The organism is Halorussus caseinilyticus (assembly GCF_029338395.1).
GTDB classification, from domain to species: domain Archaea; phylum Halobacteriota; class Halobacteria; order Halobacteriales; family Haladaptataceae; genus Halorussus; species Halorussus caseinilyticus.
Genome location: NZ_CP119809.1, coordinates 1,197,977 through 1,209,898, shown reverse-complemented (window position 1 = coordinate 1,209,898; position 11,922 = coordinate 1,197,977). Strand labels below are relative to the sequence as shown.

Below are 11,922 nucleotides of genomic sequence, written 5' to 3'. Positions count from 1 at the left end.
GCGACCGCACGTGGCGTCCGGGCAGGGTTCGTCCCGTCTTCCGATGTAAACGTTCGGTCGTCGAGCGCACTCCGGTACTCACGCCACCGCTATCGCTCGTCCAGACACACCTTCACGATGGACTTGGCAATCGCCGCGCCGCCCGCGAAGGGGTCGAGTTTCGTCTCGCCCGCGCGCTCGTCGTACTCGATGGGAATCTCGCGCACGTCGTAGCCTCGCATCTGCGGGCGAATCAGCAGTTCCGCCGAGAGTCCCGTGTTCTCGGTCCATCGGATGGTCTCGATTACGTCGCGGCGGTACGCCCGCATCCCGGTCGTGGTGTCGTGGACGAGTTCGCCCATCAGGAGACTCGTCAGCGCCGCGAACGCGTAGTTGCCCCACCGGTTCAGGTCGGGCATCGCTTCGGCACCCCAGTAGAGTCGGTCGCCGCTCACCACGTCGTAGCCCCGGTTTATCCAGTCGAGAAACTCCGGGAGTTGGTCCATCGGGTAGGTGTCGTCGCAGTCGGTCGTCACTACCACCGGGCGGTCGGGGGTCAGGAGGGCCTCGCGCACCGCCACGCCGTAGCCCTGCGGTTCCTGTTCGACCACCTGCGCACCCTTCTCGCGGGCGATTTCCGGCGTCCGGTCCGACGAACCGTCCACGCAGACGACTTCCGCGCGCCCGTCGGTCACGCGTTCGATGTCGTCCAGCACCGTCCCGATGGCGGCCTCCTCGTTGTACGTTCCCATCACGACGCTCACGTCGTCGAAGGTGTACTCGGGACCGTCGCCCGCATCGCCGCTGTCGTCCGACCGCGCCGTGTCCGTGTTCATGCTGTCCGTCGGTTGTCCCGGCGCGTATTTGAGCTTTTAGGTTCGCCAAAAACGGACGGTCGGCGGACTCGGGGACACGCTTAACCCGGTCACTGCCGGGAGTGTTATTAGGTAGCGTCCGACACGGACCGGCCGCATCGACCGGCTACGACACACCGACCACACCATGACCGAACGCATCGACTTGGACGAACTCGACGCCGGAGACGCCGACGAGTCGGCCGCGTCTTCCGGCGCAGACCCCGACCCGATGCCCCGCGTCCCCCGCGAAAACGAGGACAAGCCAGTTGGCGTCCTAGCCGAGTCCGGCGGCGCGGGCGCAGGTGCGGGCGACACCGATGCGTCCGGCGCGCCCGCATCGGGCGCGCCGGACGCAAACGGACGTTCTCGCTCGCGCGCGGGCAAAACACAATATAGTACTCCGCAGTCGCCCTCGGGACCTCACGGCGGCGACGCGGCCGACATGACGCTGGCGTTCACCTACGGCGCGGCGACCCGCCTCTCGAACTTCGGCGGGGTCGCGGCCGACGCCTACGGGTGGGCCGACTGGGTTGGGTCTCGTCGGCCGGGTCCCGGCCCACGTCCTCAACAAGTTCCAGCGCGACCGAAACGTGGACCTCGACTTCTTCAACGGCGCGAGCGCCGACCCCGGCGAGGACGAACCACTCGCCGAGCGCGCGGACTGGGAGTTCGTCCCCCTCCCGGAGGCCGTCGAGAAAGCCGGATGGGAAGTCACCGAAGCGGACGAGGTAGGCGACGAGGCGGACGACGGGACTGAGCCGCCGGAGTAGCTTTTTCACCTTCGTCGTGGTAGCACGGGTCATGGGGGAGTACAGATGTCACGCGGTCCTCGCTGGCCTGCGTGCCCCGAAGTCCCGACCGAAAGCCCATGAACATCCGGTCTCCCTCGGAGAGCGGCGCGTTCTCGGGAATCCCCTCGGCGTCGGTGTGTTCGACCGGGAGTCCGGCCCCGCGGAATCCGGTCCGGCGCTCGGCCACGTCGAACACCTCGCCGAGGCGCGCCCCGACCGACTCGCCCGCCAGCGAGTCCCTGTCGCCGAACGCCGCGGCCTCGGTCGCTCGGAGGTGCGAGGCGGCGTCACTGGCCAACACCAGCGCGGCGTCGAAGTCGAGCAGGTCGGGGTCGTCGGTTCTGGAGAGGATTCGGGGCCGCCTGACGGGGGCCGAGTCGAGTTCGCCGATGCGCTCGAAGTACCGCGTCCCCCACGCGAGGGCGTGGAGCAGGCCGTCGGGAGACCAGTCGTAGGCGGATTCGAGCGTCCGCAGAGCGCGTTCCACGCGTGCCGTCTGCTCGGCAGGTCGTGAGGATTCTCCGGCAGGTCGAGTTCGGCCGTCCGGCCGTCGGTCGCCCGGAACTGCGAACACCCCGCGAGTCCCGCGGCGGCCGCCGCGCCAGCGAGTGTCCCGAGCAAGCGGCGTCGTGAGGCCATCGTGGTAGTCGAGAGGGCTAGCGCGGGCACGGGAAGGGTGGCTCCCGACTCGTCGGCGCGGCCGACCGGTCGTCACCGCGTCACTTCCGAGATGACTCGCTCGATTTCTTCGAGACTGTCGGCGACGTGTTCGCGGTGGGTTCGGTATCCGAGGACGCAGATTCGAACGGCGAACTCGCCGTCCAGCGTCGTCCCCGAGAGGTGGATTCGGCCCCGAGAGTTGATCACCTCCAAGAGTTCCTCGTTGAGCGCGTCGAGCGCTTCGCCCTCGACGCCCGGCGGGTTGACCCGGAACGCGAGCGTGGACAGTTGCGGTTCCGCGACTATCTCGACGTTTTCGAGTTGGCGGAGGCAGTCGGTGGCTTGCTCGGCGAGTTCCAACTTCTCGGCGAGGGTGTCCCGGAAGGCATCGACGCCGTGCATCTTCAGCGGTAACCACGCCCGAAGGCCGCGGAAGTCCCGAGACTGTTCCGGCCCGAGTTGGCTGAAGTCCACCGTTCCGGACTCGGGGTCCCAGTCGGGGAGGTAGTTGGCATCCACCGAGTGGGTCCGTGCCAGCGCCTCCACGTCTCGAACCAAGAGCGCCCCCGTGCCGTACGGGAGAAATAGGCCCTTGTGAGGGTCTACCGTGATAGAGTCGCACCGGTCCAGTCCGTCGAGTTGCTCGCTTCCCTTCTCGGTCAACGCGAAGAACCCGCCGTAGGCACCGTCGGCGTGAAGCCAGAGGTCCTCTCGGTTACAGAGGTCCGCGAGAGCGTCTAAATCGTCCACCGCGCCCGTGTTCGTGCTTCCTGCGGTCCCGACCACGAGGAAGGGGTCCTTTCCGGCGTCTCGGTCCTCCTCGATTGCCGATTCGAGGGCGTCTACGTCGATGCGAAACTCGTCGTCGGTCGCAATCGAACGCACGTTCTCCGACGGGAACCCGGCCAGAAGCGCGGCTTTCGCCACCGAGTGGTGCGACTGGTCGCTGGTGTAGATAACGCCGTCGAGGAAGTCGTCGGCGAGGCGTTCCTCTCGGGCGGTAATCGTAGCGACGAGGTTTGCCATCGACCCGCCGGACGTGAGCAACCCGAAGGCGTCTTCGGGGTAGCCGAGGAGGTCACAGAACCACTTGACGACGTTCGTCTCGATAGCGACGAGGGCGGGGGCTTCGACCCACGTGCCGACGTACCGATTGGTCGCGTTCGCCACGAAGTCCGCCAGTGCCGCGTGGAACAGGCCACCGCCGGGGACGTAAGCGAGGAACTTCGGGTGCGGGTTGGCGGCGGAGTGCGCGATAGCGTCCTCGAATAGCGTGTCCAGTAGGTCGTCGTAAGCAGTCGGTTCTCGGGGGACCGACTCGCGTAACTGCTCGGCTTTCTGGTGTGCGTGGTCGAGGTTGGCCGCAGGTCCTTCCGGAAGGCGTTCGAGGTGGTCCTGCACGCGCTTTGCGCTCTTCCGAATCATCTCGTCTCTCTTCTCGCGGGAGAACTCGAGCGGGCGGTCGGGGTTGACTTCGGAGTAGCGACTACCGTCGGTCTCGAACGACTGCTCTTTGTCTTCCCCTGTAGTACTCTTGGAATCAACCATCTCGGTAAAAAATAAAAACCCGATATTCAAAATGGTTGCCCCACAGATATATTATTTCGCCTCTTACTCGGTGCCCTGCTCTGTGTGTCGAGACGGTGCGCGGGTGGCGTTTGACCCGTTGGGCCTCTCAGACGGTGACTGTATCCGGGGAGCGACCCCGAATCAGCGCACCGCGCCGGAGTTCTGTATCCCGTCGATGTTCTCCGGAAGCGCGCTGACGAACTCGAACTCGCGGGGTCGCTTGTAGCCTTCCAGTTCGTCCCCCTCGACGCAGTGGTCTTCGAGTTCCTCCGCCGTCAGGTCGTCGTCTCCGACGACGTACGCTTTCGGGACCTCACCCCACTCGTCGTCCGCGATGCCGACGACGGCGGCGTCTTCGACGGCGGGATGGGACGCGAGCGCCGTTTCGACGTTCTTCGGATAGATGTTGTCGCCGCCGAACTTGATGCGACTGCTGAGTCTCCCGGTGACGACGTAGTGGCCCTCTTCGGTTTCGCGGCACGCGTCACCCGTGAAGTACCACCCGTCCTCGAACGACTCACCGGCGTTCTCGTAGTCGTTCAGGTAGCCTTGGAACGCACCGGGGGCGTCACGGTGGATGATGATTTCTCCCTCTCGACCCGGTTCGACTTCCGCCGTCGGGTCGCGCGACCCTATCTCGACGATTCGCATGTCGTTGGACGCCTCGGCGTACCCGAAGACGGTGGGGTCGTCCCGATTTCGGAGGTTCAACATCGTGTACGGCGGGAAGATTTCGGTCATCCCGTAGGTGTTGTAGATGTAGTCGGGGTCAATTCGCTGTTTGATGTCGGCGAACAGTTCCTCGCTCATCGGGGACGCGGCGGTGGCGATAGTCTCGACGGACTCGAACACCTCGCGGTCTTCGGTCTCGCTGGGTCGTTCCGACTCGTCGTCGGGGTCGAGCAACTTCTTGTAAATCGGCGGCGCTTCGTGGAGGTAGGTGACGTTCTCTTCTGCAATCACCTGACGGGCCACGTCGAGTTCCGAGTGGGGAAGCAAGACGTACGTACCGCCGGTGACGAACGCTGGCAGTAGGTTACCGTGGACCGCGATGGTGTGGTAGAGCGGAATCGTACCGAGGATAGTCTCCCTGTCGTAGTCCTCCTGCGTGTGGATGTTGAGGAAGGCCCGGTCGATGCCGCCGCGGTGCGTGATTTTGATTCCTTTCGGGTCGCCGGTGGTCCCGGAACTGTACTGGACGACGCTGAGGTCCTCGGGATGTACCTTCGTGGTAATCGGCCCGTCGGGTTCCCGTACCAGCGTTTCGTACTCGTCTACGCCCGACGCCGAAACGTCGGCAGTCGTGACGAACGTGTCACAGTCTAACTCCTCGCGGAGGTCCATCACCTGCTCTGCTACCGTCTCCCCGAACGCCAACAGCGACAGCTCGGCGTCCGAAACGAAGTAGCGGAGTTTCTTGTCGGTGATGCGATAGTCGAACGGCACGGCGACGGCACCGACTCGCTGAACCGCGAGGAAGAGAAAGACGTGTTCCGGCGTGTTCGGAAGCGCCGTCCCAACTCTGTCCCCTTTCTCGATACCGAACGCCCGGAGACCGGCCGCTACCTGCTCGACTTTCTCGTCGAGTTCGGCGTAGCTAAACCGCCGTTCGCTTACCGGGTCGACGACGGCGGTCCGATTGGGCGTCTGGTTCACCGTATTTCGAAGCAGTTCGTTGACGTTCCACATTGTTCTGTTTTAGATATACGTAACGTAAAAATTTGTCGGCGTCCTATATTATAAAATATCGTCCGAGCGTATTCTTTACCGGAGTGTCTCGTATCGTTGTACACGCGGGACGTTCCTCCGGCGGGTGTCGCCCGGTCGTTACCTTCCGAGGGAAGTTCAATATAGACGTAAGAATTTATGTGTTCGAACGTGAATGACCCGAGTAGTGGTAGCAATCGGACCGCCCCACGGTGGGACCGGGATGAACCTGCCGCTGGCGGCCGACACCGCGAGTCTGATACTCGCGGTCGGTGCGGTCGTCTTCGGTCTCGTCGTCTACGACGCCTATCGAACCTACTGGGGGTAGCACGTGCAGGGAGACACGTTCGCGTCGCCGCGCCCTCGGACTGCTCCGGGGGTCGGTGTACGCCCTGACCGCACTGCTCGGTCTCTCGTTGCTCGTCATCGGCACCATCGCCGTCATCGCCGAGGTGAAGGGGACGTGGCACTGGTCTATCCACCTCGAATCGACGCTGAGTTTCGTCGGCCTGTTCGTCCAGTACCTGCTGGCGGCGCTCGTGCCCCTCTTCGGCCTGTTCGTCGCGGTCCGCGGGCGGTGGTCGGATGCGTGAAGCGTCCGCCCGCCGGGTCGCCCCACTCGCGCCGTTCGTCCTCGTCGGGGCGCTTCTGGTCGTCGTCGCGGGCGTCGTCTGGTCGCGGCCGTCGCCGAGACCCGACAGACGTGGCGGTGGTACTTCCGGATGGAACAGTCGGTAGCGGCGGCGACGCCGGTCGTTCTGGGCCTTTCGGGGGCCTCGCTGGTCGCGCTGTTCGGCGCGGTGTTTCTGACTGGCGACTAGAGATATGTTTGGGATAGTTGAACTCGTCGCGTCGTACCGAGCGACGCCGAAGGAGCGTCAAGCACCGGTTGTTTTCCCGGATTCGGTGGGCTCGACGTACACCCCACCACCCCGAGATTCCATATATCGAAAAGTAATTTATACGTGCGAAACAGACCGCCCGGAAAAGTTAGATGCCACACATTCTTGGCGCGGTCACCACCAACTCTCGAAATATCCGTCGCGGACGCCGGATTACTCACACCGTCGGCAGCGAGTCGTCGGACGGTCGAACCGCGCCGACTGCGGAGCGGCGCGACGACAGAGCCGACGAGATTACAACAGCGATAGATGTTTTGCTCGTGGACTTCCCGAACTCGGTCGCCCCAGTTGTGGGTGTAGGTGTCGGTGATGTCGTCGGCCACGTCGCCGCGGAGGTACTTCACGATACCCCGGTCGCCCGTCCTATCGCGGAGGTGGGTCGTGAAGAAGTGCCGGAAGTAGTGGGGCGTCACGTTCTCCTCCGCCCCACCGCCCGTCCGGTACCACCCGGCCTCGCGCGCGTGAGTCTCCACGACGTTCCGGACCATCTGTGGCGTGAGTCGCCGACCTCCTTGCTGGTGCTGACGGACAGGGGTTCGGCGTCCGAAATCGCGTCGGGCCGGATTGCCAACCATCGAGTCAGCACTGCGGCGAGTTCCTCGTCCACCGGAACGATGGTGGCGCGCTTGCGCTTGTTCGCCGCCGAGCGTTCCTCGGCGTTGACCGTCTCGCCGCGGTCCACGCTGGCGACGAACAGCGAGTTCCCCCGGCCGTCGAGTTGCGGCCGCGCACCGAGTCGGTACGCCTCCGCGACTTCGCCCGAGAGTCGGAGGTCCCGAAGGTCAAGGTTGCAGAGTTCGCCGACGCGCAACCCGGTCTTCAACAGGCTGACGACCACGGCCCACTCCAGCGGGTGGGTCACTTCGACGACGAACGACCGCATCTGCGGGACCGAAATCTCGCGGCGGGTCGGGTCCTTGTCGATGGACTCGTTCATCTCCTCGACGACGAGCGCCATGGGGTTGGCGTCGAATTCACCGACCTGCGTCATGTAGTCGTAGAACCGGTGGAGGTAGGAAGCGTAGGTAGCGACCGAACTCTCCGCGAGGTCGGTCCGGAGACCGTGGACCCACGCCATGCAGTCGCGCCGAGTCGCCTCGCCGGGTGCGAGCGACTCGCCGCCGGGGTTGCGCTCGGAGTCGGCGAGGAACTGCTCGAACTCCCAGAGGACCCGCTCGTAGTACTTCCGCGTGCGCTCGCTCTTGCCGTGGAATCGCAGGTCTTCGAGGAAGTAGCCGATTGGGTCGTCGGGGTCGGTCTCGTCTGCGGTCGGACTACTCGCCATCGCTCACCATCGTGTACCCACCCCGGCGGCCGCTGTACTGAACCCGGTTCTGGTTCTGGAGTCGCTGGAGTCCCCTCCAGTCGGTCCTCGAAGTCGCCCGATAACTCCTCGACCAGTCGGTCCCACGACAGGTAGTCGTCCGAGTCCAGAGGGTCGAGGAGACGGATTTCGAGACCGTGACCCCTAGGGTTGGAGTCGTTCTTAGGGCCTTCCGCGGGAGTCCTCGAACTAACCACAAAAATATTGCTTTAAGAAATATTTTTGTTTCTATCGTGGTGAAGTAGTATTGTCGACGAATCGACCGCGACCAGTAGCCGGATGTCAGTACGAACCCCGCCAGAATATTTAAGATAATTTTTGCTTTTCGGAGATGACTGCCCTCTCCAGCCACGTATCGAGACGTAGACTATAATAGAAATTCTAACATTTCCGGTAGCGGGGAAGATATTAGAGGCGTGAGTCTAGGACAGCTACTACCCAAAAGCAGTGCTATAATCACAAATAATTGGTTCTAATCGGTGTTCGAGACGGACTCCTCTCCAAAATAAGATTGTTTATTTGCTTGTCTGGGATAGTTTGATAGTGGTGGGGTGAGAGGGGAGAAATATGTCCGAAGACGAGAACGTCGATACGTCTCGGAAAGTAGTAAAGACGTTCGTCCCTGCGTATCAGAAGGAGGAGTGGAAACGACACGCCGACGAACTCGACATGAGCCAAAGCGAGTTCGTGCGGACGATGGTACAGGCCGGTCGGTCCGACTTCGAGTTCGAAGCAACGGGAACGCCCGAGTCGGACACGGAGGCCGAGAGTACACGTAACGGTGGCGGTGATTTAGAAGAACACGTTCTCTCGGTCCTCTCGACGACAGAACACCTATCTTGGGACGGACTCACCGACGAACTGACGAACAACATCGAAGACAGACTGGAGGAGACCCTTCAACAACTCCAGACGGAGAACCGAATTCAGTACAGCGGCCGTCACGGAGGATATGCGTTGATTTCGGGAAACGATGGCAACTGAGAAGTCTCGAAGCGACGAGAGTGCCGAAGATTCGGTCGCGTACTTCCTACAGGACATGACCTATCACGGAAAGACCGAACGTACCCGAGACGCCTACGAGCGCGTTCTCAGGCAGTTCGAGTCGTTCCTAGCCACGCCCTCCGAAAATCCAATGGGGACCAGCAAGACGCCCGGCGAGGCGACTCGACGCGACTGCATGGCGTGGATGCACGAACTCCGTGGGACTGTCGCCGAAAGCACGGTGGCTACCTACGCCTCCTACCTCCACCGGTTCTACGCATACATGACGCAGGTCGGTGAATTCGACGCCAACCCCATGGCGCTCGTCGTCGAGGAGATGGACGAACGAATCGACACGAATCCGACTCGCAGAGATATCTCGGTGTCGGAGATGCGGGCCTTCGTGGAGGGAATACGACACCCTCTCGACCGAGCTATCGTCGTTACGTTGCTCAAAACGGGAATGAGAGCGGGTGAACTCTGTAATCTCGACCTCCGAGACGTTTCGATGGTCGAGGCTAAACGCGTTACACGCCCGCAACTCGACGGGAAAGCCGATTCAATCTACGTCTCGCCGGAACCGACTGTCGGCGAAGACTTCAACGGAGAACGCCGTTCAGCCTCGAACAAACGAAAGCGGGCGACCGTGATACCGATGGATGACGAATTGAAGCAGACGGTCAAAAGATGGCTGGCTGTCCGCCCGGACGCGCCATCGCCTGCCGAACCGCTTTTTACGACGACTCGAGAAGGATGGGGGAATCGAATCACACCGGATATTGTCCACTCCGTCGTGAAAAAGTACGCTCGTGAGTACGGTTGGCATCAGCAAGGCGGCGGGGCGGAGGAGAACGTGACGCCCCACTACTTCCGGCACTTCTTCACGACCCACCTCCGCGATAGGACGGGCGACCGGGGCATCGTGAAGTACCTCCGCGGCGACGTGGCCGACGACATCATCGACACCTACACCCACAACTGGGGCGATAGAGTCCGAGAAGTCTACGAACGAAACATCTACCAGCTCTGCTGAAGGACGCTCGAATATACACCGTCCTTCGATATATTCACCACTGAGCCGAGCATCCCGAAGTGACCCGCATCCCGCGGGGTCAGTAAATCGCCATCTCGGTCTCGGTTTCGGACCGCGCGAACAGGTCTTTCACGCGCTCGGCCACCTCGCCGCTCTCCTCGTAGTTCTCCATCAGAACCGTCTCGCTGGGGAACAGTTCCTCGCCGACGACCAGTCCGTGTTCGCGCGCCGTCGAACCGGTCACGGTCAGGTAGACGCCAGCGCCGGTGTCGGCGATGGCGGCCTCCTCTTCTTCGTCCTCGTCGGGATAGTTGAAGTCGAGTTTCCCGGCGTTTCGCGTCCCGAGGACCGCCTCTACGAGACGCTCGTAGCGCGGTGAGATACAGAGACCGCCCTCGTAGTTCGTCAGAAACTCGCGGGTGGGTCGGTCGCCCTGCGGGAGCGTCTCGGGGGTCGCCATCAGGGTGTGATACACGGTGTCGCCCATCCCGGCGACGACCCGAACGTCGGTGTCGTGCGGGTCGATGCGGGCGTTCACGTCGGCGATTCGGGTCAGCGGGTCGGGTCGCAACTCCACGACTTCCTCCAGCACGAGGTCGGCGCTGTCGAACCCGAGCGCGAAGTCGTGTTTGCGGAGCGAGCGAAACGGCTCCTCGCGGCCGACGAGTCGCAGGTCCACGTCGCCCGCCGAGAGGGTCACGCTGTCGAAGACGATTCGGCGGGGCTTTCCGGCCCGGTCGTCGCGCAGGAGCGTGAAGTCCGGTCTCGCGGGGTCGCCGAGGTTGCTGTACTCGGCGAGTCGGTGGTAGGCGTCTTCGTCCGGGGTCTGGTCGCCCTTCGTGACGGCTTTCTCGTAGCGGAGCGTCGAGATAATCTCGTCGGCGACGCCCTCGGCATCGGCTTCCTCGGCGACTCGCTGGAGAACCGCTTCCAGCGGACGGCCCTTGCGCGGCACCGCAACCGGAATCGTTTCGGTCATTGTTCACTCAATGGAATGGCGGGAGTAAACGCGTTGCGCTTCGTGGTATCCGGTGGCTTGGTTGCCGATAGCAGGCGATTCGAGGGGGAGCTACGTCCCGCCGCCGCCGAGGAACTCGAAGCGCGCGCCGCCCGCCTCGCTCTCGGTGATGCGAATCCGCCAGTCGTGGGCCTCCGCGATGCGCCGGACGATGGCGAGACCGAACCCGGTGCCGTCCGACTGCGTGGAGTAACCGCCCTCGAAGACGAGTTCCCGGTCCTCCGGCGGAATACCCGGCCCGTCGTCGGCGATGAAGAAGCCAGCACTCGCGTCGGCGGGAACACCGTCGATGTCGCCGACGACGACGGTCTGGCCGCCGTGGTCTACCGCGTTGCGAAAGAGGTTCTCGAACAGCGCCCTGAGTCGCCTGCTGTCCGAGACGACGGTTCGGTCGGTCTCGACGCGGAGGTTCATCTCCGGCGTCTCGACGGTCATCCACGCCTCCCGCGCGGCGCAGTTGAGGTTCACAGCGGTCGGGTCGTCTACCGTGTCGCCGCGCCGAGAGAGCGCCAGCACCTCGTCTACCAGTCGCTCCATGCGGTCGTGGGCGTCCTCGACCGCCTCGAAGTGGCGGTCCTCGCCGGTCTCGCGGGCGAGTTCGAGGTGGCCCTGCGCGACGTTCATCGGGTTCCGGAGGTCGTGAGAGACGATGCTGGCGAACTCGTCCAGTCGGTTGCGCTGTTCGGCCAACTCGTCGGTGCGCTGTTGGAGGCGACCGTAGTAGGCCCCGAGCAGACCGCCACCGAGGACGCCGAGCGTAACCTTCGTCAGGACGATAGACGCGGGTTGCAACATCGGTTGGCCCGTTATCGACTGGAGTAGCGAGAGCCATCCCGTCAGCAGGCCCATCGACACGCCGCCCGCGAAACTCCAGAGAAAGACGACGCCGACGAACTTGTCCGGAAACTCCGCCGTCCGAAGCCACACCCCGAGCGCCACGACGAACAGCGAGAGCGCGGTTGGGATGGCGAACTGGACGAACTCGGGGGTGGTGAACGTGCCGTCGATGGCGACGTAGCTCACCGAAACCGCGAGAAGGCCGCCACCGAGTCCGACGACCGACCAGTTCCTGAACGAGACGGCATACTGGGACACTAC

12 protein-coding genes and 2 pseudogenes are annotated in these 11,922 nt (G+C 63.3%); 6 read left to right on the top strand and 8 right to left on the bottom strand.

The genetic code is table 11. The features are described from left to right. Positions 1–89: 89 nt before the first annotated feature. A complete protein-coding gene (locus tag P2T60_RS06130) occupies positions 90–815 on the bottom strand; it encodes a dolichyl-phosphate hexose transferase (RefSeq protein ID WP_276281672.1) in 726 nt (241 codons plus the stop codon). A gap of 551 nt (positions 816–1,366) precedes the next feature. Between P2T60_RS06130 and P2T60_RS06125 the strand changes: the two genes are divergently transcribed. Further along, the gene (locus P2T60_RS06125; RefSeq protein WP_276281671.1) at positions 1,367–1,606 is read left to right on the top strand and encodes a hypothetical protein; all 240 of its coding nucleotides are present in this window, start codon (positions 1,367–1,369) and stop codon (positions 1,604–1,606) included. Here P2T60_RS06125 and P2T60_RS06120 read toward each other — a convergent pair. The 3 genes from P2T60_RS06120 to P2T60_RS06110 all read right to left on the bottom strand — a co-directional run bounded on the left by P2T60_RS06120 (position 1,548) and on the right by P2T60_RS06110 (position 5,545). Beyond that, complete coding sequence (locus P2T60_RS06120) at positions 1,548–2,201, bottom strand: DUF7405 family protein (protein WP_420028702.1); 654 nt, start codon at positions 2,199–2,201, stop codon at positions 1,548–1,550. The two genes, P2T60_RS06125 and P2T60_RS06120, sit on opposite strands and share 59 nt — an antisense overlap. Before the next feature lie 137 nt (positions 2,202–2,338). Continuing rightward, positions 2,339–3,835 carry a pyridoxal phosphate-dependent decarboxylase family protein gene (locus tag P2T60_RS06115; protein WP_276281669.1) on the bottom strand — a complete coding sequence of 499 codons (1,497 nt, stop codon included), beginning with the start codon at positions 3,833–3,835 and terminating at the stop codon, positions 2,339–2,341. Positions 3,836–3,997: 162 nt separating this feature from the next. Continuing rightward, positions 3,998–5,545, bottom strand: coding sequence for a class I adenylate-forming enzyme family protein (locus P2T60_RS06110; protein WP_276281668.1), 1,548 nt, complete (start codon positions 5,543–5,545; stop codon positions 3,998–4,000). Between the two features lie 205 nt (positions 5,546–5,750). On the opposite strand from P2T60_RS06110, the gene P2T60_RS06105 reads away from it, so the two are divergent. Genes P2T60_RS06105 through P2T60_RS06095 form a run of 3 tightly spaced genes read left to right on the top strand, consistent with a single transcriptional unit; the run spans position 5,751 to position 6,301 of the window. Beyond that, positions 5,751–5,891 (top strand): hypothetical protein, encoded by a 141-nt coding sequence (locus P2T60_RS06105; protein ID WP_276281667.1) that lies wholly within the window; start codon positions 5,751–5,753, stop codon positions 5,889–5,891. Between the two features lie 55 nt (positions 5,892–5,946). Beyond that, positions 5,947–6,156 carry a hypothetical protein gene (locus P2T60_RS06100; protein WP_276281666.1) on the top strand — a complete coding sequence of 70 codons (210 nt, stop codon included), beginning with the start codon at positions 5,947–5,949 and terminating at the stop codon, positions 6,154–6,156. Further along, positions 6,149–6,301, top strand: a complete 153-nt coding sequence (locus tag P2T60_RS06095; RefSeq protein WP_276281665.1) for a hypothetical protein — start codon at positions 6,149–6,151, stop codon at positions 6,299–6,301. Before P2T60_RS06100 ends, P2T60_RS06095 begins: the two co-directional genes overlap by 8 nt. Before the next feature lie 409 nt (positions 6,302–6,710). Here P2T60_RS06095 and P2T60_RS06090 read toward each other — a convergent pair. Continuing rightward, positions 6,711–7,750: pseudogene (locus P2T60_RS06090) on the bottom strand (tyrosine-type recombinase/integrase); the annotation flags it as partial. Positions 7,751–7,878: 128 nt separating this feature from the next. After that, positions 7,879–7,986, bottom strand: a pseudogene (locus tag P2T60_RS06085) (hypothetical protein); the annotation flags it as partial. A 370-nt stretch (positions 7,987–8,356) separates the two neighbouring features. Here P2T60_RS06085 and P2T60_RS06080 point away from each other — a divergent pair. Both P2T60_RS06080 and P2T60_RS06075 read left to right on the top strand, forming a co-directional pair. Then, positions 8,357–8,773 carry a DUF5805 domain-containing protein gene (locus P2T60_RS06080; RefSeq protein ID WP_276281664.1) on the top strand — a complete coding sequence of 139 codons (417 nt, stop codon included), beginning with the start codon at positions 8,357–8,359 and terminating at the stop codon, positions 8,771–8,773. Then, the gene (locus P2T60_RS06075; protein WP_276281663.1) at positions 8,763–9,806 is read left to right on the top strand and encodes a tyrosine-type recombinase/integrase; all 1,044 of its coding nucleotides are present in this window, start codon (positions 8,763–8,765) and stop codon (positions 9,804–9,806) included. Before P2T60_RS06080 ends, P2T60_RS06075 begins: the two co-directional genes overlap by 11 nt. A gap of 79 nt (positions 9,807–9,885) precedes the next feature. On the opposite strand, the gene P2T60_RS06070 is transcribed toward P2T60_RS06075, so the two are convergent. Together P2T60_RS06070 and P2T60_RS06065 are read right to left on the bottom strand one after the other, a co-directional pair. After that, a complete protein-coding gene (locus P2T60_RS06070; RefSeq protein ID WP_276281662.1) occupies positions 9,886–10,785 on the bottom strand; it encodes a phosphoribosyltransferase HisG-related protein in 900 nt (299 codons plus the stop codon). Positions 10,786–10,875: 90 nt separating this feature from the next. Continuing rightward, positions 10,876–11,919, bottom strand: a complete 1,044-nt coding sequence (locus P2T60_RS06065; protein WP_276281661.1) for a sensor histidine kinase — start codon at positions 11,917–11,919, stop codon at positions 10,876–10,878. Between the last annotated feature and the right edge of the window lie 3 nt (positions 11,920–11,922).